General features: G+C 41.0%; 25 protein-coding genes. All 25 read left to right on the top strand.

The annotated features are described in order from the left end of the window. Positions 1–16: 16 nt before the first annotated feature. Complete coding sequence (locus LIT25_24390) at positions 17–433, top strand: hypothetical protein (GenBank protein USK33604.1); 417 nt, start codon at positions 17–19, stop codon at positions 431–433. 72 nt (positions 434–505) lie between these two features. Next, positions 506–766 (top strand): flagellar biosynthesis anti-sigma factor FlgM, encoded by a 261-nt coding sequence (flgM, locus tag LIT25_24385; protein ID USK33603.1) that lies wholly within the window; start codon positions 506–508, stop codon positions 764–766. Positions 767–784: 18 nt separating this feature from the next. After that, positions 785–1,264 (top strand): flagellar protein FlgN, encoded by a 480-nt coding sequence (locus LIT25_24380; protein ID USK33602.1) that lies wholly within the window; start codon positions 785–787, stop codon positions 1,262–1,264. Positions 1,265–1,282: 18 nt separating this feature from the next. Then, positions 1,283–2,803, top strand: coding sequence for a flagellar hook-associated protein FlgK (flgK, locus tag LIT25_24375; GenBank protein USK33601.1), 1,521 nt, complete (start codon positions 1,283–1,285; stop codon positions 2,801–2,803). Positions 2,804–2,813: 10 nt separating this feature from the next. Further along, complete coding sequence (gene flgL, locus LIT25_24370) at positions 2,814–3,695, top strand: flagellar hook-associated protein FlgL (protein ID USK33600.1); 882 nt, start codon at positions 2,814–2,816, stop codon at positions 3,693–3,695. Positions 3,696–3,892: 197 nt separating this feature from the next. Further along, positions 3,893–4,462 (top strand): DUF6470 family protein, encoded by a 570-nt coding sequence (locus tag LIT25_24365; protein ID USK33599.1) that lies wholly within the window; start codon positions 3,893–3,895, stop codon positions 4,460–4,462. A 26-nt stretch (positions 4,463–4,488) separates the two neighbouring features. Next, positions 4,489–4,917, top strand: coding sequence for a flagellar assembly protein FliW (gene fliW / locus LIT25_24360; protein USK33598.1), 429 nt, complete (start codon positions 4,489–4,491; stop codon positions 4,915–4,917). Continuing rightward, a complete protein-coding gene (csrA, locus tag LIT25_24355; protein USK33597.1) occupies positions 4,917–5,135 on the top strand; it encodes a carbon storage regulator CsrA in 219 nt (72 codons plus the stop codon). Before fliW ends, csrA begins: the two co-directional genes overlap by 1 nt. A gap of 188 nt (positions 5,136–5,323) precedes the next feature. After that, positions 5,324–6,154 carry a flagellin gene (locus LIT25_24350; GenBank protein ID USK33596.1) on the top strand — a complete coding sequence of 277 codons (831 nt, stop codon included), beginning with the start codon at positions 5,324–5,326 and terminating at the stop codon, positions 6,152–6,154. 227 nt (positions 6,155–6,381) lie between these two features. Next, positions 6,382–6,711 (top strand): flagellar protein FlaG, encoded by a 330-nt coding sequence (gene flaG / locus LIT25_24345; protein USK33595.1) that lies wholly within the window; start codon positions 6,382–6,384, stop codon positions 6,709–6,711. Positions 6,712–6,725: 14 nt separating this feature from the next. Beyond that, positions 6,726–8,504, top strand: a complete 1,779-nt coding sequence (locus tag LIT25_24340) for a flagellar hook-associated protein 2 (protein ID USK33594.1) — start codon at positions 6,726–6,728, stop codon at positions 8,502–8,504. A gap of 18 nt (positions 8,505–8,522) precedes the next feature. Next, positions 8,523–8,924, top strand: coding sequence for a flagellar export chaperone FliS (fliS, locus tag LIT25_24335; GenBank protein ID USK33593.1), 402 nt, complete (start codon positions 8,523–8,525; stop codon positions 8,922–8,924). Next, entirely contained in the window at positions 8,924–9,274 is a 351-nt protein-coding gene (locus LIT25_24330) for a flagellar protein FliT (protein USK33592.1), read from the top strand. Before fliS ends, LIT25_24330 begins: the two co-directional genes overlap by 1 nt. Positions 9,275–9,344: 70 nt before the next feature. Beyond that, entirely contained in the window at positions 9,345–9,578 is a 234-nt protein-coding gene (locus LIT25_24325; protein ID USK33591.1) for a hypothetical protein, read from the top strand. A 284-nt stretch (positions 9,579–9,862) separates the two neighbouring features. Then, positions 9,863–10,435 (top strand): ribosome-associated translation inhibitor RaiA, encoded by a 573-nt coding sequence (raiA, locus tag LIT25_24320; protein USK33590.1) that lies wholly within the window; start codon positions 9,863–9,865, stop codon positions 10,433–10,435. A 229-nt stretch (positions 10,436–10,664) separates the two neighbouring features. Next, positions 10,665–13,175, top strand: a complete 2,511-nt coding sequence (gene secA / locus LIT25_24315; protein ID USK33589.1) for a preprotein translocase subunit SecA — start codon at positions 10,665–10,667, stop codon at positions 13,173–13,175. A gap of 57 nt (positions 13,176–13,232) precedes the next feature. Beyond that, positions 13,233–14,334 (top strand): peptide chain release factor 2 gene (prfB, locus tag LIT25_24310; protein ID USK33588.1). Its coding sequence is split into 2 segments (ribosomal slippage): positions 13,233–13,304 and positions 13,306–14,334, totalling 1,101 coding nucleotides; the frame shifts between segments, so codons are not numbered across the junction. A gap of 363 nt (positions 14,335–14,697) precedes the next feature. Next, positions 14,698–15,564: a YitT family protein gene (locus LIT25_24305; GenBank protein USK33587.1), complete on the top strand. Its 867-nt coding sequence runs from the start codon at positions 14,698–14,700 to the stop codon at positions 15,562–15,564. Positions 15,565–15,618: 54 nt separating this feature from the next. Continuing rightward, positions 15,619–15,951: a cytochrome c gene (locus LIT25_24300; GenBank protein ID USK33586.1), complete on the top strand. Its 333-nt coding sequence runs from the start codon at positions 15,619–15,621 to the stop codon at positions 15,949–15,951. Between the two features lie 436 nt (positions 15,952–16,387). After that, entirely contained in the window at positions 16,388–17,074 is a 687-nt protein-coding gene (ftsE, locus tag LIT25_24295; protein USK33585.1) for a cell division ATP-binding protein FtsE, read from the top strand. Next, positions 17,067–17,957, top strand: a complete 891-nt coding sequence (gene ftsX, locus LIT25_24290) for a permease-like cell division protein FtsX (protein ID USK33584.1) — start codon at positions 17,067–17,069, stop codon at positions 17,955–17,957. Before ftsE ends, ftsX begins: the two co-directional genes overlap by 8 nt. Before the next feature lie 67 nt (positions 17,958–18,024). Continuing rightward, positions 18,025–19,356, top strand: coding sequence for a peptidoglycan DD-metalloendopeptidase family protein (locus tag LIT25_24285; protein ID USK33583.1), 1,332 nt, complete (start codon positions 18,025–18,027; stop codon positions 19,354–19,356). 220 nt (positions 19,357–19,576) lie between these two features. Then, entirely contained in the window at positions 19,577–21,040 is a 1,464-nt protein-coding gene (locus LIT25_24280) for a peptidoglycan-binding protein (protein ID USK33582.1), read from the top strand. A 263-nt stretch (positions 21,041–21,303) separates the two neighbouring features. After that, complete coding sequence (locus tag LIT25_24275; GenBank protein USK33581.1) at positions 21,304–21,657, top strand: Swarming motility protein SwrAA; 354 nt, start codon at positions 21,304–21,306, stop codon at positions 21,655–21,657. A 102-nt stretch (positions 21,658–21,759) separates the two neighbouring features. After that, the gene (locus tag LIT25_24270) at positions 21,760–22,938 is read left to right on the top strand and encodes a cell division protein (GenBank protein USK33580.1); all 1,179 of its coding nucleotides are present in this window, start codon (positions 21,760–21,762) and stop codon (positions 22,936–22,938) included. Positions 22,939–23,050 lie beyond the last annotated feature (112 nt).

Below are 23,050 nucleotides of genomic sequence, written 5' to 3'. Positions count from 1 at the left end.
ATAGGAGAATCATCGAATGGGAGAACTATCGAACTGTCCGGAATGCTACCAGCTATTTGTGAAAACACAATTTAAAACGGTTTGTGATGCATGTTATAAAGAAGAAGAACGTAAATTCGAATTCGTTTACGGGTTTATAAAGCAGAGTAAAAATCGAACAGCAACTCTATCAAATGTCGAAGAGCATACGGGAGTTGAAGAGGAGCTGATTCTGAAATTTATCAGACAGGGCAGAATTCAGCTCGCCAACTTCCCGAACCTCGGTTATCATTGTCAGAAATGCGGAAAGCTGATCAGAGAAAATAAGCTTTGTATTTCTTGCGGGGAAGACATTAAAACTCAGCTGTTTGAATTAGAACAGGAAGAAGAACGCCGGCAAAAAGTCACAGAGAAGCAGGCGACCTACTATACCTTTCAGCCTGAAAATAACTAAATTTATTAATAACAATTAATTTCAGCCGATATAGAAAGTAACGAGAAAGAACGAAAGAATGGAGGAAAAGGGATGAAGATTAATCACTTAAACTCAGCAGGGATAAATCCTTATAAACGAACTGCAGAAAAGCAGCAGGAAGCAGCGCAGCCGGCTAAAAAGCAGGATAAGGTTGAAATATCATCAAAGGCAAAAGAGCTTCAGCAGCAAAATGCCATTGACCAGGCACGACAAGAAAAGGTAGCTGCAATAAAAAAGCAAGTAGAAACCGGCACCTATTCCATTGATCCAAAAGCTATCGCAAACAGCATCATCAAACATTACCAAAAATAGATTTCGGGAGGACTTGCAGTGTCAGCACAGTCATTAATTCTAAAGCTTGAGAAGCTGCTCGGGCTGAATCGGCAGCTATACCAATTAGCGCAAACAAAAACAGAAGCCTTGAAAACAAAAGACCTGACTGTGTTGCAGCAAACACTCAAGCAGGAACAAATCTATGTACAGGCCATCAAGCAAGTGGAAAATGAACGGATCGCTCTTGCTTCGGCCTATTTAAACCGGGAAGATGACTTAACTTTGTCGGCATGCATGGAAAAAGCAGAGGGAGCAGATAAAGAAAAATTCTCTGATCTTTTTCAGTCATTAACAGATGTAATGGAAAAGCTGAAGAACGCCAATAAGCTGAATCAGCAGCTTACCATCCAGGCCCTGCAGTTTGTCTCCTTATCAATGGACATGCTGATGCCAAAGGAACAATCTCCAGCCTATAAGCCTCCGGGCAGAACGGCTTCAGAACCGAAACGAAGATCTTTATTTGACTCAAAAGCCTAATGCTCGGAGGAATGAACCATGCGCTCGACTTTTTCAGGACTTGAAATTGCAAAAAGAGGAATGTTTACACAGCAAAGCGCCTTAAACACAACTGGACATAATATTGCAAACGCTAACACGCCCGGCTACACAAGACAGCGTGTTAATTTTGTGCAGACTGAGGCATACCCTGCACCATCCATGAACCGCCCTGAGTTTCCGGGCCAAATTGGAACAGGCGTTGAAGCGGGAACAATCGAGCGGGTGAGAGACAGCTTTCTCGATACACAATTCCGCTACGAAAATAACAAAGTAGGCTACTGGGATTCTCGTGCTGATTCTCTTTTGAAAATGGAAGAAATCATGAACGAACCATCTGAAACAGGCCTTTCCAAAAGCTTTGACCGCTTCTGGCAGTCCATGCAGGATCTCGTATTGAATCCTGCAAATGCGGGGGCACGTGCGGTTGTCCGCGAACGCGGGGCTGCAGTAGCAGAAACGTTTCAATACTTATCGACTTCACTTAAAGCTGTTCAAGGAGAACTGAAAAGTGAAATAGTGGTATCAACAAAAGAAATCAACTCACTTGCAAACCAGATTAACAGCATCAATAAACAAATTTCTGAAATCGAACCGCATGGCTACCTGGCGAACGATCTGTACGACGAACGCGATCGTCTTCTCGATCAGCTATCAGGTCTTGCCAACATCAAAATTTCAAACGGAAAAAGCGGAGGAAACTCGCTTGCTGTTGCAGAAGGAACTGTAACGATTGAAATCATGGATGCTAACGGTAAATCACTTGGAACTTTAGTAGATGGCACGAGTAAATCTGTCAATGAATTAAGCATCGGATTTTCTTCTGATAATGGATTAGTAGACTCGGTTTCGATAGGCTCAAATGCTATAGATGTTAAAGAATTTGGAAGTGTCGGCGAAATTCGCGGGTTAATAGATTCCTACGGATACAGTTCAGACGGTTCCGCAAATGGATTGTATCCGGAGATGCTTAGGCAGCTTGATGAATTGGCATACAGCTTTGCGACAGAAGTGAACAAAGTTCAGGAAGCGGGGTACAGCATCAAGCGGATTGAAGAAAATGGGGCAAGCAGTACACCGTTTTTTGATTTTACTAACATGACAGATCCGCCTAAAGATGCAGCGTCTATGTTAACCCTTCATCAATCTATCATAGACTCAACTGATAACATTGCCGCATCCTCAAACGGCAATATGGGTGATGGGAAAAATGCGCTTGCGCTTTCAGAAGTAAAAAATCAAACCTTCACAATCGGCGGGAAAACGACAGCCATCCAGGATTTCTATGAAAGCTTAATCGGAGGCATGGCTGTTGACGCACAGGAAGCAAACCGTCTGGTAAGCAACAGCGATGTGCTCCGTTCTGCAGTTGACAAGCGCCGTCAATCTGTCAGCGCTGTATCACTGGATGAAGAGATGACAAACATGATCCAATTCCAACACGCATACAACGCTTCAGCAAAAATGATTTCATTACAGGATGAAATGCTCGATACAATTATTAACGGACTAAGAAGGTAGGTGAACAATCATGCGCGTAACTCAAAACATGCTCGCAGGCAACTCGCTCCGCAACCTAAGCAAAAGCTATGAAAAAATGGGCACCTACCAGGACCAGCTCGCAACCGGCAAGAAAATCAACCGCCCATCTGATGATCCCGTTGTCGTCATGAAGGGAATGCACTATCGCATGAACTTAACCGAAGTCGAACAATACCGGCGCAACATCTCTGAGGCCTATCAGTGGATGGAGAACTCAGAAGCGGGAATTGAGCAGGGCACACAAGTTCTTCAGCGAGTGCGTGAACTGATGGTTCAGGCCAGAAATGGAACGAACAGCCCCGAGGACTTAAAGGCGATTGGCGCTGAAATGAAGCAGCTGAAGGAAGATTTGGTTGGATCTGCAAATACGCAAGTGGCTGGGAATTATATTTTTAATGGGACACAGACGAAAGAAGCGCCTGTTACACTTAACGCTGATGGAACAGTAACAGTAAACATTGATAAATCACCATTTGAAATTGAGGTTTCTAAGGGTGTTCAATTGAAAGCGAATATAAATTCTGACAATGTTTTCAGCGAGGACTTATTTGCGGTGATAGGTTCCATTGAAAAGGCGTTAAGTTCTGGTGACGCATCTGGATTAGACGGATTGCTTTCTGACCTTGACGGTAAAATGGACTCAATGTCAGCGGAACGTGCAGAACTCGGAGCCAGATACAATCGCCTGGAGCTTATTGAAGATCGAGTTGGAAAACAAGAGATTGTTTCAACACGAATTCTATCTGAAAACGAAGATGCTGATTTAGAGAAGGTCATCATGGATTTAACTGCACAAGAAAGCATTCATCGGGCTGCGTTATCAGTCGGCGCAAGAATCATTCAGCCAACATTAATGGACTTTTTAAGATAAGCTATCTTTAATAAGATAGCTTTTTTAAGATATAAGAAAGTATAAAATTTTGCGCATTGATGGCAAGCGGAAGCGCCCAACTCCTCGGCCGGAACAAATCCGCAGGAAAAGTCAAAACCGGACTTTTCTGCCGGATTCTTATCTGTCATGCCTGAGCTAAACGGGCGCTTACGCTTTTCTAAATAGGGGGACAATTTATGAACATTCCTCAAATCAGGTTAGAAAGCAGATTTGCTAAACTAGGGTTAGAAACGGTCAATGCTTCACTTGAAATTCATCAGCCTAAAGCTGACCTATCCATCCAGCAGCCCAAAGCAGATCTGTCCATTCATACAACGCCGGGCAAGCTAACAATTAATCAAACAAAAGCCAGGGAAGATGTTGATCTAAAGCATATTTCCAAGCGAATTGCAGAAGCAGCAGACGAGGGGCGCCGGGACGTTCTTTCCGGAATTGCGAGACGAATCCAGCAAGGCGATGAACAGATGAGAATTGAAAATGGCGGTAAACCGCTGACTGACCAGGCGAAAAAAAACAGCGAACGCGAAATCAAGCAATTTAACATTGGGTTTATTCCATCTCATTACAGCGTCAAGCTTGACTATCGGCCTTCAGAAGTGAAAATCGATGTGCAGAGAAATGCTCCGATCATTGAGAGCAAAATCAACAAGCCGATCATGGACTATAATGCAGGAGAGGTCAAAGTGGAACTCGCTGAGAGAAATCAGTTGAAAATAGATTTCGTTTCAATAGACAGAAAGATTTAATAGATTAAAACAAAGGAATGTGAAGCATGTTAATTCAAACGAAATATCATGGAGAAATATCGATTGATGAAGCTCAACAAATCACCTTTGAACATGGGATTCCAGGATTTATAGAAGAAAAGAACTTTATCTTGCTTCCGCTTGAAGAAGGCTCTTCATTCTTTATCCTGCAATCCATTCAATCGCAAAACACCGCATTTGTCGTCACAAGTCCTTTTTTCTTTTTCAAAGACTATGAATTTGATTTGGATGAATCCTCAAAAGAATTATTAATGATAGAATCTCCGAATGATGTCGAAGTGTACGTTATTTTAACAGTCAGTGACCCGTTTACGAACTCAACAGCGAATTTACAAGGTCCGTTGATTTTAAATAAAGGAAAAAGATTGGGCAAGCAGCTTATCCTTAACAAGACAGAATATACAACTAAACATTGTCTATGGGAGGGAGCATGATGCTTGTTTTAACAAGGAAAACTGGAGAAGCGATTCAAATTGGCGAAGATATTGAGATCACGGTAATCTCTATCGCTGGCGACCAAGTGAAAATCGGTATTAGTGCTCCTGAAAATGTAGATATCCATCGCAAAGAAATCTATCTCTCCATTCAAGAAGAAAATAACAAAGCGGCAGAAGCATCTCTAGATATGCTTGCTCAATTAAAGAGCAGATAACCTTAAGCACATTCGCTTAAGGTTTTTTTATGAAATATTTTCTAAATGCTATAAAACAACTCCGGAACATGTCGATATAAGAAGTGTAACAAGCAGAACCAACAGGCGGCCGACCGTTGCGACTGCGAGTATATAAGAATTCACATGGATGTGGATTACTACAATTATTTCAAGGAGGAAATTTTAAAATGAGAATTAATCATAATATTTCAGCAATGAACACGTATCGTCAGCTAGGAAATGCAAACAGCGCACAAGCTAAATCTATGGAGAAATTGTCTTCGGGAATGAAAATTAACCGTTCTGCAGATGATGCTGCCGGCCTTGCAATTTCTGAAAAAATGCGCAACCAAGTACGTGGATTAGATCAAGCATCTCGCAATGCTCAAGACGGTATTTCTTTAATTCAAACTGCTGAAGGTGCTTTAAATGAAACACACTCAATGTTACAGCGTATGGCTGAGTTAACTGCTCAAGCAGCTAACGAAACATTGACTACAGATGATTCAGATAAAATTCAAGCTGAATTAGTAGAATTGTCTTCTCAAATCGACAAAGTTGCAACTCAAACAAAATTTAATACTAAGAACCTGCTAGATGGAACAAATGCATCATTAACGTTCCAAGTTGGAGCTAATGCTGATGAAACAATCACTCTTAACCTTACTGACAACAAAGCAGCTACATTAAATGTAGATATAAGCGCTACTGGTTTAGCTGCATTAGACGGAACGAATGCTACTGCTAAAGCTAACCTAACAAAAATTCAAGATGCTATTAACACTGTTTCTGAAAACCGTTCTAACTTAGGAGCTGTTCAAAACCGTTTAGAGCATACGATTAACAACCTTGGAACAACATCTGAAAACTTAACTGCTGCTGAATCTCGCATAAGAGATACTGACATGGCTAAGACAATGATGGAGCAAACGAAGAATTCTATCCTTGCTCAAGCATCCCAGTCTATGCTAGCTCAAGCAAACCAGTCTCCTCAGGGTGTTTTACAATTATTACGTTAATACTGGTTTTAACACAGGGAACCCTTATCATGAGAGGGTTTCTTTTTTATTTAAGGATTAGCAATACAAAATTAGTTTTCCTATATATAAAATAAAATGAAGAAATAGTAGTTTTATTTTTTTTTGTCCTCTTTTTCAACTTAAATAATTTTGATATAAAGTGTAAAAATTTCATATTCCATCCGATATAACCATTAGAACAAAAATCCAAGGAGCGACCCGCTAAGATGATCGAAAAAATGTCATCCCAGCCTGGTCCGCGCATCTCGGAAATCGACACGAAACATATTAAACTTCCAGAACATAATAAAGAAGAAAACATACTCACATTTCCAAAAGAAGAATTAGAAAAAGTCATAAATGGCATTAACGATTTCCTGCAGCCAGTAAATACACATATTCAATTCCAGCTTCACGAAAAGCTGAACGAATATTACGTAACGGTTGTTGATAATCAAACAAAAGAAATCGTCAGGGAAATCCCGTCGAGAAAAATGCTCGATCTGTACGCAGCGATGACATTGTTTCGAGGATTTGTTGTAGTCAAAAAGATTTAGAGAGGTGATTCAGCATGGTTCGAATAGGTGGTTTAGCAAGCGGAATGGATATTGATTCGCTTGTAGCCGATCTAATGAAAGCAGAGAGAATGCCGCTTGATAAATTAAAGCAAAATAAACAAACGCTTGAATGGCAGCGGGACGGCTATCGTGAAATGAACAGCCTGCTATTTGCATTTCGTAATGCAACATTTGATATGAAGCTCACAAGCAATTACCATGCACGTTCAACGAACAGTTCCAATTCTGATAAAGTGACAGCGGCTGCCACAAGTGCTGCAAGTCAGTCTTCTTACAGTATTTCAAAGGTCGACCAACTGGCGACAGCTGCAACAAAGGTAAATGCAGGTGCGATTTCAGCATCTGGGTCAAAGGTTGATCCGTCGAAATCACTTTACGAAATGAAAGATTCTTTCGCGAACCAGAATTTCAACTGGCAGACAGGTACCGTGAAAAATCAGACGATAACCGCTGATGCAGATGGAAGTACGTTTAATCTCAAATTAGAGAGCGGAGAAGTTCTTAAAAACTTCGATAAAGATGCCGTTATTAAAGTAGATGGGAAATCTTTTACGCTTGTAACAGGAACACCGCAGGCTGGAGAAGCAAAGATTGATAGTGACGGGACTCTTACATTCGGGGAGCCGATCAAAAAAGGAAGCACTATAAAAGTAGATTATGTAATAGACAGCACAGACAACTACATGTCCTTTGACATGCAAACGCACACGTCCAAAGGGCAAATAAAAGAAAATTTTCTTATACAGGGAACAGAATCATTAAATACCGTTTTTAATAAAATCAATTCATCTGAACTAGGTGTCACCGCTTTATACGATTCATTTTCAGATGAAATTACGCTTACTAGGAAAGAAACTGGTGACTTTAACACGGATGGTAATGAAATCATTACTTCAGCTGGTTTCCTGAACGATGTGTTGAGATTTGGTGCTGAAACGGAGACGGGCGGCCAGAACGCAAAATTTACGATCAACGGCCTTTCAACCGAACGGACATCCAACACTTTCGAGATGAGCGGAGTGACTTTCACACTAAAAGACACATTCGCAGCAGCAGACCCGGCAGTATCAATAAACGTCACAAACGACACGAACGCCGTCTTCGACAATATTAAAAAGTTCGTGACCTTATATAATGAAACAATCGCAAAAATTCAGGCCAAAACAGATGAAACACGCTACCGTGATTATCAGCCGCTGTCTGATGAAGAGCGCGAATCTCTAACTGATAAACAGCAGGAGCAATGGGATGAAAAAGCGCAAAGCGGATTGCTCAGAAAAGATTCAATCCTAACAGGTGCGCTCAGTCAGATGCGTTCGGACTTTTATTCCACTCTTTCATCAGCATCTGGCTCGTCCTTCACTCATTTGTCTAACATTGGCATCTCGACAACTTCGAACTACCGTGAAGGCGGCAAGTTAATCATCGATGAAGCGAAGCTGAAAAAAGCGATTGAAGAAAACCCTGAAGGTGTTGAAAAGCTCTTCACAAGCAATGGGCCGACAAGCGGTGAAAAAGGGATTATCTCAAACCTTTATGACAACTTAAAAACAACGATGGACAAGCTGAATGCGAAGGCTGGAACGTCTAGTTCTACTAGCCAGCAGTTTACAATCGGAAGAAATCTTTCATCCATTGACAATCAAATCATCCGTTTTGAAGACCGTTTGACTCAAGTGGAAGACCGCTACTGGGCGCAGTTCACGGCGATGGAAAAAGCCATTCAGCGTTCAAACGACCAAATGAATTATCTTATGCAGCAATTCGGCTAATAAAGGAGTAAATTGAAAATGGCACTTAACAACCCTTATCAAGCGTATCAGCAAAATTCTGTGAGTACAGTTTCACCTGGCGAATTAACGCTGATGCTTTATAATGGCTGTCTTAAGTTTATCAAGCAGGCACGCCAGGCAATTCAGCTGAAAAACACGCAAGAGAAGAACCTCAATCTTCAAAAAGCACAGCGGATTATTCAGGAGCTGATGATTACGTTAAATCCTAAAGCTGCTGTATCTGAATCTATGATGTCGATGTATAAATATATGAATCGCCGTTTAGTAGAAGCCAATATTTCAAACGACTTGGCTATTCTTGCTGAAGTGGAAGAGTATGTAACGGAGTTTCGCGATTCTTGGAAGCAAGTGATTCAATCGGCCCGCAAGCAGCAGTTCGGACAAGGCGGTCAAGTCTAGTGAGTGAAGTAAACAAACTGCATCAGCTTACAAAGCAACTGCTGTCAGAAGTAAACGGTGAACCAGATAAAGACATGAGAGACAGCCACATCGTTAATATCCAGGAGTGGATTGAGCAGCGTGACAGCCTGATCAACCAGCTAAAGCCTCCGTACAATCATGAGGAAAAACAGCTTGGCAAAGAAATTACCGAATGGAACGCTATTATTCATGACAAGCTGAATCTGCTGAAGCAGGAAATAATAAACGATATTACCTATCTCAAGGTTCAAAAAGCATCGAATCAAAAATACGCCAATCCATATCAGTGCACTTCAGTCGACGGCATGTACTATGATAAACGCAAATAAATCCCTTACTCAAAGTGAATACGAGCTCTTTTATTCCTATAATGAGCTGCTTAATTGGATTGAGGAGGACATGTACGATTTGATTCAGAGCTTTGAATCCATGGAGTACACAGAAGGCGAGCGTGTCATGGATGATCTTGTTGATGCGTTCATTCAAATTGATGCCACTCATTCCGGCATGTTCCACCTGGCAAGAGATGATGAGCATCTCCAAAATCAAATTCTTTTATTTGATCAGATCATCGACGAATTGAAGCCGTTTACATTGAATAGGATGATACTCTTTCATTTCAGATATATATAAAAGGATAGCTTTCAGTATTGTTCATCAAATGGAAAAGGGAGGTTCAGGCATACCTATTGCCATACCTGCTTCATTAATCTCATCTGCATCCGGGTGGAATTTTTTCTATAGCATAAATAAAGATTCACCGTCATATTCTATTCACATCCATCTCCGGAAGTCATTCAGCCGCAATCTTCAACAAATTTCACATATTTTTAACATTATTTTAACGTTTGAGCAGGAATACTAGAGGGAAAGAGAGAAATAGGTTTACATATCCTTAACAAAAGGGGGAGTTCATTTTGAATTATAACGTCAGAGGCGAAAACATTGAGGTAACTCCAGCTTTAAGAGAGTATGTCGAGAAGAAAATCGGCAAGCTAGAACGCTATTTTGAAGATTCAATCGATGCAAACGTAAATGTAAATTTAAAATTCTACAATGATCAAGAATCAAAGATTGAAGTAACGATTCCAATGACCAATTTAGTGTTGCGTGCTGAGGAATACAATGAGGATATGTACGCTGCCATCGATCTTGTGACAAATAAGCTTGAGCGTCAAATCCGTAAACATAAAACGAAAGTAAACCGAAAATTGCGCGAGCAGGGTTCAGCAAAATTCATGTTCACAAATGGGGCAGTTGAGGCAGAGGGTGAACAGGCTCAGCCGCCGATGCAGGAAGAAGATGACTCCATCGAAGTTGTCCGCACGAAGCGCTTTAACTTAAAGCCAATGGACAGTGAGGAAGCGATTCTTCAAATGAACATGCTGGGCCATAACTTTTTTGTTTTCACAAATGCTGAAACGAATTCTACTAATGTGGTTTATCAGCGTAAAGACGGCAAATATGCAATTATTGAACCAACTGAATAATACCAATAAACCAATGCAGTCCATTCTATGAGTGGGCTGCATTTTTATTTTGTCCTGAATTATTAATGGCATTATTTTTTAACTTTCGGCATGCTTTTTTTGTGCATACCCGAAATACTGTTGAAAACATTAAATATATGGTAAAATAGATATTAGTTTTGAAATTTCTAGCGGGTTCTCATGAATACTGTTCATGTATGGCACTTCATTAGACAGAGGAGCGTATAAAATGCTTGGAATCTTAAATAAGGTGTTCGATTTTAACAAACGTGCATTAAATAAATATGAAAAAATGGCTAATCAAATAGAGTCTTTAGCATCAGACATTGAAAAGCTTTCTGATGAAGATCTAAAGGGGAAAACACAGGAGTTTAAAGGCCGCATTGCAAAAGGTGAGAGCGTTGATGACCTTTTGACTGAGGCTTTTGCTGTAGTCCGTGAAGCTGCAAAGCGTGTTCTTGGCTTATACCCTTATCCGGTTCAGCTTATGGGGGGTATCGCGCTTCATGATGGCAATATCTCTGAGATGAAGACAGGGGAAGGTAAAACGCTGACGTCCACAATGCCTGTTTATCTGAATGCTCTTTCTGGAAAAGGCGTTCATGTTGTAACAGTCAATGAATACTTGGCAAGCCGTGATGCTGTTGAAATGGGCAAGCTGTATGAGTTCCTTGGTTTAACAGTAGGCTTAAATACGAACGGCCTTTCAAAAGAAGAAAAGCGCGCTGCTTATGCGGCTGATGTAACTTATTCTACTAATAATGAATTAGGATTTGACTACTTGCGCGATAACATGGTGCTTTACAAAGAGCAGATGGTTCAGCGTCCGCTTCACTATGCTGTAATCGATGAAGTTGACTCCATCTTAATTGACGAAGCGCGTACGCCGCTTATCATCTCCGGTTCTGCTGCAAAGTCAACGATGCTTTATGTGCAGGCAAACGGTTTTGTGCGTTCTCTTAAACGTGACGAGGATTACACGTTTGATGAAAAAACAAAAGGTGTTCAGCTGACAGAAGACGGTATGTCTAAAGCTGAAAAAGCATTTCAAATTGAAAACCTTTTTGATCTTACACATGTTTCATTAAATCATCATATTAATATGGCATTAAGAGCACATGTTGTGATGCACAATGATGTTGACTACGTAGTTGAAGACGGTCAGGTTGTCATCGTTGACCAGTTTACAGGCCGTTTAATGAAAGGCCGCCGCTACAGCGATGGTCTTCACCAGGCAATTGAGGCAAAAGAGGGTCTTGAGATACAAAATGAAAGCATGACGCTTGCAACGATTACGTTCCAGAACTACTTCCGCATGTACGAGAAGCTTTCTGGTATGACGGGTACAGCGAAAACGGAAGAAGAGGAATTCCGCAACATTTACAACATGCAGGTAGTAGCGATTCCTACTAACCGTGATGTTGTCCGTGATGATCGCGCTGACCTTGTATACCGTTCAATGGAAGGCAAGTTCAAAGCGGTTGTGGATGATGTAACGACGCGTTATTTTGCCGGTCAGCCGGTATTGGTTGGTACGGTTGCTGTTGAAACGTCAGAGCTTATTTCAAAGCTTTTGAAGAAAAAAGGCGTTCCGCATAACGTTCTGAATGCGAAGAACCATGAGCGGGAAGCTGAAATTATCGAGAATGCCGGTCACCAAGGTTCCGTTACAATCGCAACGAACATGGCTGGACGCGGTACGGATATTAAGCTTGGACCTGGTGTTATAGAGCTTGGCGGTTTAGCTGTTATCGGTACAGAACGCCACGAATCACGCCGAATTGATAATCAGCTTCGCGGACGTTCAGGACGTCAGGGAGATCCTGGTGTGACTCAATTCTACCTTTCAATGGAAGATGAATTAATGAGACGCTTCGGTTCTGAGAATATGATGGCGATGATGGATCGTCTCGGAATGGATGATTCACAGCCGATTCAAAGTAAAATTGTTACACGTGCGGTTGAATCTGCCCAAAAACGTGTTGAGGGCAATAACTTTGATGCACGTAAACAGCTTCTGCAATATGACGATGTTCTCCGACAGCAGCGTGAAGTCATTTACAAGCAGCGCTTTGATGTCATCGATTCAGAAAATCTTCGCAGCATCGTAGAAAGCATGGTTACATCAACAGTTGAGCGCGTTGTTGCCATGTACACTCCTAAGGACGAGGTTCCTGAGGAATGGAATCTTGAAGGATTGCTTGATTATCTCAACGCCAATCTTCTTGAAGAGGGTACCTTCACGGTAAATGATTTCAAAGGGAAAGAATCTGAAGAAATCACTGAGCTTGTGTTAGAGAAAACAAAAGTACGCTACAGCGAAAAAGAAGAAGCGTTCGGCGAAGAGCAGATGCGCGAATTCGAAAAAGTGATACTGCTTCGCGCGGTTGATACGAAATGGATGGATCATATTGATGCAATGGATCAATTGCGTCAAGGTATTCACCTTCGCGCTTACGGACAGACAGATCCGCTTCGCGAGTATCAAATGGAAGGCTTTGCGATGTTTGAAAACATGATTGCATCGATTGAAGAAGATGCTGCAAAATATATCATGAAAGCAGAAATCCGCAACAACCTTGAGCGCGAGGAAGTTGCAAAACCACAGCAGGCCGTTCACCTGAAAGAGGGAGACGAGGCGCCTAAGAAAAAACCTGTTAAAAAGCAGATGGAAATTGGCCGAAATGAAGCATGTGTATGCGGAAGCGGCAAAAAATACAAAAACTGCTGCGGGATGTAAATCAGGAAAGAGAGGTGTCAGACACCTCTCTTTACCCTATTTTAGAGGAGAATTATTATGGAATTAGCAGAAATCCGGAACGAACTTGAAAAAATGGCTAAGAAATTAGCGGCTTTTAGGGGGTCTCTTTGACCTCGACCGCAAACAGGCTCGTATTGATGAGCTAGATGAAATGATGTCCCATCCGAATTTCTGGGATAATCAAAATGAAGCACAGACCGTTATTAATGAAAGCAATTCTTTAAAAGAAGCGGTTAACCAATTCAATGAAATGAACGAAACATATGAGAATCTTGAAGTGACGCATGAGCTTTTAAAAGAAGAGCCGGATGCTGAGCTTCACGCTGAGCTTGAAAATGAAGTAGTTGAGCTGACTACGGCTATGAATGAATTTGAGCTTCAGCTTCTATTAAACGAGCCTCATGATAAAAATAATGCGATTCTTGAGCTTCATCCAGGAGCTGGCGGCACGGAGTCACAGGACTGGGGTTCCATGCTGCTCCGCATGTATACTCGCTGGGGCGAAAAGAAAGGCTTCAAGGTAGAAACTCTTGATTATCTGCCTGGAGACGAAGCAGGCATTAAGAGTGTCACGCTTCTTTTCAAAGGACATAACGCATACGGTTACTTGAAAGCTGAAAAAGGTGTTCACCGTCTTGTCCGTATTTCACCATTCGATGCTTCAGGCCGCCGTCATACATCGTTTGTATCATGCGAAGTTATGCCTGAATTCAATGATGAAATCGACATCGATATCCGCACAGAGGACCTGAAAATTGATACGTACCGTGCGAGCGGTGCCGGCGGTCAGCATATCAATACAACTGACTCCGCTGTCCGTATCACGCATATTCCAACCAATACGGTTGTAACATGCCAAACGGAGCGCTCACAGATCAAAAACCGTGAGAGAGCCATGAAAATGCTTCAAGCGAAGCTCTATCAGCTGAAGCTTGATGAGCAGCAGGCAGAGCTTGATGAAATCCGCGGCGAGCAAAAAGAAATCGGCTGGGGATCTCAAATCCGTTCTTACGTATTCCACCCGTACTCACTTGTAAAAGATCACCGCACAAGTACGGAGAGCGGTAACGTTCAAGGCGTCATGGACGGCGAATTAGATCCATTTATTGATGCATATTTGCGTTCTAAACTTTCATAAGAAGATATTACGGCTGTCCTTTTGAGGGCGTCCGTTTTTTTATTTTTAGGAGAAAAATGTAAAAAAGATAGTGAAGCTTTTATAATGGCAAGTATTTTATGGATTCTCGCAAGTAATAGGGTCATTTTAGTCAACATTTTCTATATTTGGAAAGTAAGCACTATCTAAATAACGAAAATTTTTCACAAAAGTAAGTTCCTATAACCAAATATGGTTAAATCCATCATCATTAGCAAAAACTAATCCCAACCCTTTACCTCTTTAGCACGTTATTACACTGTTATTTACAGCTTGTTCAGACGGGTGCTATACTCTGAAAGGTTATGTCAAAAAACAAGTGTTTTCATAGATGGAGGATACAGCATGTTTCAGCGTAAACGCACTCGTACTTACAATCCGGCTTTAGAAAAGAGCACTTCGTATTTGTTTATTTTGCTTGGCTCTGGAATCGTTGCCATTGCCTTTAATTTGTTTCTCTTGCCTAAACGCATTGCATCTGGCGGAGTCAGCGGCATTAGTACAATTACAGATTTCTTATTTGGATTTGAACCTGCGTATGTTCAGTGGGCCTTCAACATTCCTTTATTTATTGCAGGAGTTTTGCTCCTTGGAAAGCAATTTGGTTTAAAAACGTTAATAGGAACCATTTTCCTTCCTTTTGTAGTCTTTTTAACGAAAGATATGGAACCTGCAACGACAGATCCTTTGCTTGGCGCCATTTTCGGCGGAATCGGCGTAGGTCTTGGTCTCGGTCTTGTTTTTCGCGGAAAAGCTTCAACAGGCGGGACAGATCTTGCGGCACAGATTATCCATAAGTTTACAGGTCTCTCTCTTGGTACATGTGTAGCTTTAATAGATGGACTGATCGTGATGACTGCAGCTTTTGTTTTTGATATAGAACGCGGTCTATATGCACTTGTAGGCCTTTATGTGACCAGCAAAACAATTGATATCGTTCAAGTTGGACTTGGACGTTCTAAGATGGCGATGATCATTACCAATCAAGAAGAAGAAGTCAAAAAGGCAATTCTGAGTGAAATTGACAGGGGAGTGACCAAATTATCTGCTTTCGGAGGCTACACGGATAATGAGCGGCCGATTTTAATGTGTGTGATTGATCAAACAGAATTCACCAAATTGAAACAACTCGTAAAAAGCATTGATACGTCTGCGTTTGTAGTTGTAATGGATGCTTCTGATGTGCTCGGCGAAGGTTTCAAGCGGGCGTAGATAGGATATAATAGAAAATGTATTTTATATCCTTATTTGAGGAGGATTTTGGCAATGAAAACAAAACTATTCGCACTATTATTTGGAACATCTCTTGCGCTCGCTGCATGCGGAGGCGGAGATAATGCCGGAGAAGAGCCTAAAGAAGATTCAGGAACTCAGGATACGGCAAAAGCTGAAGAAATCGTACAGCAAAACTGCATTAGCTGTCATGGACAAAATCTTGAAGGCGGCGGGGCTGCGCCTAGCCTGGAAAAAGTAGGCGCTAAATATGATGAAGATAAAATTGAAAGCATCATTAACAAAGGTCAGGGCGGAATGCCTGCAGGTCTTATTAATGAAACAGACGCAGCTGTGGTAGCAGAATGGCTTGCGCAGAAAAAGTAACTTCTATAAAGACCAGCCTGAAAAATATGGCTGGTTTTCTTATTTTTATCTCCTCTCATTTAACCTAATTCTATCCAATTCGCAAGTAAAACCTTTCGACACTCAGAAAAATTTACCATTATTTAATCCCTAAAAAATAGATTGTCTTTTTAGTCGGAAAGTTCTAATATTTATATTAAAGCGGTTTCAATACCTCCAACATTGGAACCATAAACAATTGTAAATCGATAAAATTCTACAATTTACGACATTGAAATGAAACTGTAATATTTTTAAGTCTATTTTTGCCGAACTTTGATGTTATAATATTTTTTGTGGGTAATCTTATTAATATATGAAAATATTGGATACATATTCCTATACACACTCTTAAATACAATACGAACCAGCGGACACCACGTAATCTACAAAATAAACAGCTTTGGGTGATAAAAATATGATCGAAATGACAGACGTTTTTAAAACGTATTCAAATGGCGTTCTTGCCATTAATGGAATAAATGTAAAAATAGATCAGGGCGAATTTGTTTATGTTGTCGGTCCGAGCGGTGCTGGTAAATCAACATTTATTAAAATGATGTACCGTGAAGAAAGACCAACAGACGGCAAAATCGTGATCAATGGAATAAATCTTGCTAAATTGCGGGAAAAGAAAGTTCCATATTTAAGAAGAAGCATCGGCGTTGTTTTTCAGGACTTTAAACTTTTGCCTAAGTTAACTGTATTTGAAAACATTGCATTTGCTCTTGAAGTTATTGGAGAGAATCCTAGAATTATCAAAAAGAGAGTGCTGGACGTTTTAGACCTTGTTCAGCTCAAGCATAAGGCTAGATTTTTCCCTAATGAGTTATCAGGAGGAGAACAGCAGCGCGTTTCGATTGCACGGTCAATTATTAACAATCCTGGGGTTGTCATCGCTGATGAGCCGACAGGAAATCTTGACCCCGATACTTCCTGGGAGATCATGAGCATCTTTGAGGAAATCAACAATCGAGGAACGACTGTTGTGATGGCGACACACAACCGAGAGATAGTAAACACCATGAAAAAACGAGTCATCGCGATCGAAGATGGAAAGATTGTGCGTGACGAGGCTAGAGGGGAGTATGGGATTTATGATTAGAACCCTTGGGCGTCACTTCAAAGAAACGTTAAAAAGCTTAAGCCGTAATGCCTGGATGACATTTGCGTCAGTCAGTGCCGTAACTGTCACTTTAATCCTTGTCGGAACGTTCCTGGTTATTATGATGAACTTAAACAACTTTGCTTCTAAGGTTGAAGAGGACGTTGAAATACGGGTGCTGGTAGATGTGACAAGCACACCGGAGGAACAAAAGCAGCTGAGGACCAAGATTGATAACCTCAGCGGAATTAAATCAGCAAAACTGTCACCAAAGGAAAAAGAACTTGATAACCTGATCAGCAGCATGGGAGAACAAGGGAAATCTTATCAGCTTTTTGAACAGAACAATCCTTTGAATGATGTTATTGTCATCAAAACGGAAGATCCGCATGAAACCCCTAAAATCGCGAAGAGGATTGAGGGCTTTAATGGAGCTTATAAAGTTCTGTACGGTAAAGAAGAAGTAGAAAAACTATTCAATTTTGTTGAAATCTCAAGAAACATCGGCATCGGGTTAATCATCGGATTAGTCTTTACGGCCATGTTCCTTATCTCAAATACAATTAAAATTACGATTTTTGCCAGAAGGCATGAAATAGAGATTATGAAACTTGTAGGTGCAACAAACTGGTTTATCCGCTGGCCGTTCTTCCTTGAAGGTTTAATGCTTGGAATTATGGGATCAATTATTCCGATTGTGCTCGTAATGGCCACGTACAACTATTTATATACATGGGTTGAACCGAAAGTTGCAGGTTCATTTGTTCAATTACTGCCGTTTAGTCCATTCGTCTTCCAAGTATCAGCTATTCTGATCTTAATAGGCGGATTAATCGGAGTGTGGGGAAGTTTAATGTCTGTCCGAAAGTTCTTAAGAGTATAAACTGGCAATCTGGTAGATTGCTGGTTTCCTCGTTCAGAGGATGATAGATAAAGGGAGGAACTAGAGAGTGAGAAAGAAAATCTTATCACTTGGGTTGGCTGCTTTAATAGGGACAAGCTCTGTTATTATTCCAATTACCCAAGAAAAGGCTTATGCAAACGATGACCTTGAAAAGAAAAAAGCAGATATTCAAAATGAGCGTTCAGGCGTAGATTCAAACATCCAGGAAAAGCAAGGCGAGTTATCGAAGCTTGAAGAAAAAGAGAAAAGCTTAAATAGCGAGATTGAAAAACTTGATAAGCAAACAGCGGATACAAATGAGAAAATCCGTGAGCGTCAAGCTGAAATCGATGAAACGAAACAAAAGATTGATGAATTAAAGGTTCAAATTGCAGAAGTGAAAGAGCGTATTAAAAAGCGTAATCTACTTCTAGAGGACCGTGTACGTTCTCTTCAGGAGAGCGGCGGTGTAGTAAGCTATTTAGATGTGCTACTAGGTGCTCAGGATTTCGGTGACCTTGTTACACGCGTAAGTGCTGTAACAACGATTGTCGATGCAGATAAAGAAATTATCAAAGCCCACGAGGAAGACAAAAAACTTCTAGAGCAAAGTGAAGCAGAACTAAGTAGCCAGCTTCAGAAGCTTGAAACAGCTTTAACTGAGTTAGAAACATTAAAACAGCAGTTAAAACAGCAAGCAGCAGAAAAAGGCAAATTAATTGAGCAAGTTAAAGCTCAGCATCAGGAAACAGAAGCAGCAATCTATGAGTTAGAAGATGAATCAGCATTCTTAAAAGAACAGGAAGCAGCTATTCAAAAAGAAATGGAACGTCAAAAACAAGCAGAAGAACAGCGCAAGCGCGAAGCAGCAGAAGCAGCAGCACGTGCTAAGCAGGAAGCTGATGCACAAGCAGCAGCAGCGGCTAAAAAGCCAGCAGCAGCTTCATCTAACAGTTCTTCAAATGAATCATCAGCGCCTGCTCCGGAACCGGCACCGGCACCGGCAGTAACTGGCGGCATGTTCATGTGGCCTGCACAAGGTACATTTACATCTGGATATGGCACTCGCTGGGGTAAATTGCATGCTGGTATTGATATTGCAAACAGAGCTAGCAATGTACCAGTAGTGGCAGCAGCAGCAGGAACGGTTATCCGTTCTTACTACTCAAGCAGCTATGGAAACTGTGTTTTCATTTCACATAACATCGACGGTAAAGTATACACAACTGTTTATGCGCATTTAGAAGCGCGTAATGTAAGCAGCGGACAATCTGTCAGCAAAGGTCAGCAGCTTGGCATCATGGGTAACACTGGCCGTTCAACAGGCAAGCATCTACATTTTGAAATTCACGATGGTGCTTGGAAAAACCCAGTTGACCCAATGCAGTTCTTACAATAATAATCAAACTCCTAAAACATTATGTTTTAGGAGTTTTTTTGTTGTTTAGGAAATTATAAACTAATCGTTTTGTAGAGAATTTGTATTTTTCATGTTCCTTTATTTTTAAGTGAAATCATCTTGTCCTACATGATTTATCCTTTTTTCACATATACTAGAGATACGAGTTTATTTGTAAAGATCGTACATAATGAAGTTAACCTTTAGAAGGAGGAACAAGATGAAGCAAAAAGTCACAGCTCTTATGATGACTCTCTCAATGGCACTCGGTGCGGGCGGCATGTACGCCGGCATGCAGTTTATGGAACATGATCAGCAGGATACAAAAGCAGAAGAGCTTGCCGTTCCTGCTGTGACAGATGTATTAAAGCAAGATCGGGATCAAGAAGTAGAAGGTCTCGAAAAAGTGAAACAGGCTTATGACTTAATCTCGAGCAAATATGTTGAGGAAGTAGACGAGGAGGAGCTGCTTGAAGGAGCGATTCAAGGCATGCTGACCACTCTGGATGATCCTTATTCTGTCTATATGGATAAAGAAACAGCCAAGCAATTTTCCGACAGCCTTGATTCTTCTTTTGAAGGCATCGGTGCAGAAGTGGGAATGGATGGCGGCAAAATCATTATCGTCTCTCCATTTAAAAATTCACCGGCAGAAAAAGCAGGACTGCAGCCGAATGATCAGGTTATTACCATTGATGGTGAGTCTGTAGCCGGCAGTGACCTCAACAATACCGTCCTGAAAATCCGCGGAAAAAAAGGAACAAAGGTGAAAATTGAAGTGCTTCGGACTGGTTCAAAAGAAAAACTGACCTTTGATGTGACACGGGACGAAATTCCGATTGAAACGGTATTCAGCTCTGTTAAAACCAAAGGGAAATCGAAATATGGCTATATTGAAATCACGTCTTTCTCAGAAGATACGGCTAAAGATTTCACAGAGGAATTAACAAAGCTTGAGCAAAAAAATATCAAAGGACTTGTCCTTGATGTTCGAGGGAATCCAGGCGGATATTTGCAAAGTGTGGAAGAAATTCTGAAACAATTTGTGACCAAGGATCAGCCATACATTCAAATTGAAGAGCGTAATGGTGATAAAAAACGATATTTCTCTAATTTGACTGAGAAAAAAGACTATCCGGTTTCAGTCCTGATTGATAAAGGAAGTGCATCTGCTTCTGAAATTCTAGCAGGAGCCTTAAAGGAAGCCGGACAGTATGAGATTATTGGAGAGACCTCTTTTGGAAAAGGCACTGTTCAGCAGGCTGTTCCTATGGGGGACGGCAGCAACATCAAGCTGACTCTTTATAAATGGCTTACACCAGAAGGCAACTGGATCCATAAAAAAGGTGTTGAACCAACTATTACGGTTTCACAGCCCAAACATCTTACAACAGCGCCAATTCAGCTTGAAAAACCGCTCGCTGTAGATATGAATGATGAGCAAATAAAAATAGCGCAAATTCTTTTAAAAGGATTAGGCTATGACCCAGGCAGAGAAGATGGATATTTTGGCAAGAAAATGGCTGAAGCAGTGAAGGATTTCCAAAAGAAAAACAAGCTTTCAGCTACTGGAAATATTGATGTTCAAACAGCAGAAGCCATTAATCAGAAGGTATCTGAGCAGCGTTTAGACGGAAAACATGATCTTCAGCTTGAAAAAGCGATTGAAACATTATCTAAATAAAAATAGAGCCAGCTTGCAAACTAGTAAGCTGGCTCTATTTTTATGGAATTTTCTAACATAATAACTACATTTAGGACGATTTTCTAATTTTTTGTGAGGAAAACGACGAAAATCGGAAGGGATTTCCGTATTTTTATAATTAGTACAGACTTTTCGCGCACAAAAAAATGAAACTTTAGCTAGTTGATTAATCGGGATAAACGTTTTACGATAGAAGTACTGTTCTACAACACACTCTTAAAACAGAAAGATGGGGAGATCAATTGAAAAAAAGGGCAAGTGTGATGAGAGAACAAACTTATCGACAGTTGACAGAAGAATTTAAAGAAAGACTACAAACTGCAAGTTCCTCACATGCGAAGGTCAGCAAATGGGTTCAGCTGTTCTGCATGTACTTGGCAAACTACACAGATGTTAAGAGATTGCAGGAAATCGATCAAGTTTGCGTTCAAGAATACTTTCACTATTTAACGGAGAACTACAAGCGTCTTTCGTTAAACCTCACGGATATAAAACGGTCTATGCAGCTGATTGAAGAAGTGCTGGATATTAAAGTAGACGACTCACTCCTTGATTTTTCACTTTCGAATTTTCATCTTTGGAGCAAATTAAAGTAAACTCGGTCAGAATATGATATTCATCCTATTCTATATCTGATAAAATAGCATTAATCGTTTACCTACTAAGCTGACGAAAGCAATCAAGGTGGTGTATGAAGTTTGCTCGAAAACTGGTTGCTAGAATTTCTATTGGCAATGGGAAGGTTTTTTATCCATCCTCTCGTTTATTTTTTCCTTATTTATTCACTTGTGCTTGGATTTATTCGCATAAAGCGGGAGCGTAAATCCTTCCATACAAGAATTCAAGATATCTATGAAGAAGTGCGGTTTACATATTCAAAAGGACTGCTCACAGGTCTTCTTTTGTCTGCAGTGACATTTGGATTTGGCATGATGATGCCGCTCGGTTCAATTATTATGCTGGCAGCCGTGACTGTTATTCTGTCTCTTACTTTTCAGCTGCGCTTTCTTTCGCCAGCTTACACAATGGGATTAACAATTTTTTTGGTATTTCTTTTGATGCAGGCAGATGCTGTCTCTTTTTTACCAGATTTAAATGAGACAAGCTTTTCCTTACTGGCTATTTTAATGGGACTGCTTATGATTGCGGAGGGTGTCCTTGCTTATCGGACAGCTCATATAAAGACTTCTCCGTTTCTATTAAAAAGCAGCAGGGGTCTTCCAATCGGGAATCATGTTGCAAATCGCACATGGATGCTGCCGCTGTTTTTACTCATTCCAGGAGGATCTTTAACGGAAAGCCTCTCGTGGTGGCCGGTACTGACAATCGGAGATGAGCCGTTTCTTTTTGTCTTCATTCCGTATATCATCGGGTTTCATCAAAGAGTTCAGGGTTCATTGCCTAAAGAAAGTATTATGGTCACGTCTAAGCGCGTCATCTGGCTTGGATTGATTATTTCTGCTGTCGCTGTCGTAAGCATCTGGTTTATGCCGCTTGCATTTGCCGCAGCCCTGCTTGCCATCATCGGCAGGGAATTCTTGACCGTCCGCCAGCGGATGAATGATAATTCGGCAGCCTTCTATTTCTCAAAGCGTGATCATGGCCTGATGGTGCTTGGCATTTTGCCGCATTCACCTGCGGTTAAGCTTGAGCTTGAAGTTGGCGAAATCATAATGAAAACAAATGGAGCCTCTGTCAAAACGGTCGATGAGTTTTACCAGGCCCTTCAAATTAACGGTGCTTTCTGCAAAATGGAAGTCATCGGCTTAAACGGAGAGATCCGCTATGTCCAGGGGGCCGTTTACAAAGGTGAACACCACGAGCTCGGCATTCTGTTTGTGCAGGATGAGAAGAAGTGGGGGACAGAGGCAGTCTGACAAACTAGACTTTAGCATAATGCTAAAGTCTTTTCTTTTTGGGAAAATAAAAACGTGTTGACTCTAACGTAACGTCATACCTTAAAGTAAATGGTGAAGGGAGGCTGACAGC

The organism is Bacillus sp. F19 (assembly GCA_023823795.1).
GTDB lineage: Bacteria > Bacillota > Bacilli > Bacillales > Bacillaceae > Bacillus_P.
Note: the sequence above shows the minus strand (reverse complement) of the source record. Positions and strands in the feature narration are given on the sequence as shown.

Coding starts and splice junctions, on each gene's coding strand:
- LIT25_24390 (USK33604.1), top strand. CDS start 17: ATGGGAGAACTATCGAACTGTCCGGAATGCTACCAGCTATTTGTGAAA.
- flgM (USK33603.1), top strand. CDS start 506: ATGAAGATTAATCACTTAAACTCAGCAGGGATAAATCCTTATAAACGA.
- flgK (USK33601.1), top strand. CDS start 1,283: ATGCGCTCGACTTTTTCAGGACTTGAAATTGCAAAAAGAGGAATGTTT.
- flgL (USK33600.1), top strand. CDS start 2,814: ATGCGCGTAACTCAAAACATGCTCGCAGGCAACTCGCTCCGCAACCTA.
- LIT25_24365 (USK33599.1), top strand. CDS start 3,893: ATGAACATTCCTCAAATCAGGTTAGAAAGCAGATTTGCTAAACTAGGG.
- fliW (USK33598.1), top strand. CDS start 4,489: ATGTTAATTCAAACGAAATATCATGGAGAAATATCGATTGATGAAGCT.
- csrA (USK33597.1), top strand. CDS start 4,917: ATGCTTGTTTTAACAAGGAAAACTGGAGAAGCGATTCAAATTGGCGAA.
- LIT25_24350 (USK33596.1), top strand. CDS start 5,324: ATGAGAATTAATCATAATATTTCAGCAATGAACACGTATCGTCAGCTA.
- flaG (USK33595.1), top strand. CDS start 6,382: ATGATCGAAAAAATGTCATCCCAGCCTGGTCCGCGCATCTCGGAAATC.
- LIT25_24340 (USK33594.1), top strand. CDS start 6,726: ATGGTTCGAATAGGTGGTTTAGCAAGCGGAATGGATATTGATTCGCTT.
- fliS (USK33593.1), top strand. CDS start 8,523: ATGGCACTTAACAACCCTTATCAAGCGTATCAGCAAAATTCTGTGAGT.
- LIT25_24325 (USK33591.1), top strand. CDS start 9,345: ATGTACGATTTGATTCAGAGCTTTGAATCCATGGAGTACACAGAAGGC.
- secA (USK33589.1), top strand. CDS start 10,665: ATGCTTGGAATCTTAAATAAGGTGTTCGATTTTAACAAACGTGCATTA.
- LIT25_24305 (USK33587.1), top strand. CDS start 14,698: ATGTTTCAGCGTAAACGCACTCGTACTTACAATCCGGCTTTAGAAAAG.
- LIT25_24300 (USK33586.1), top strand. CDS start 15,619: ATGAAAACAAAACTATTCGCACTATTATTTGGAACATCTCTTGCGCTC.
- ftsE (USK33585.1), top strand. CDS start 16,388: ATGATCGAAATGACAGACGTTTTTAAAACGTATTCAAATGGCGTTCTT.
- ftsX (USK33584.1), top strand. CDS start 17,067: ATGATTAGAACCCTTGGGCGTCACTTCAAAGAAACGTTAAAAAGCTTA.
- LIT25_24280 (USK33582.1), top strand. CDS start 19,577: ATGAAGCAAAAAGTCACAGCTCTTATGATGACTCTCTCAATGGCACTC.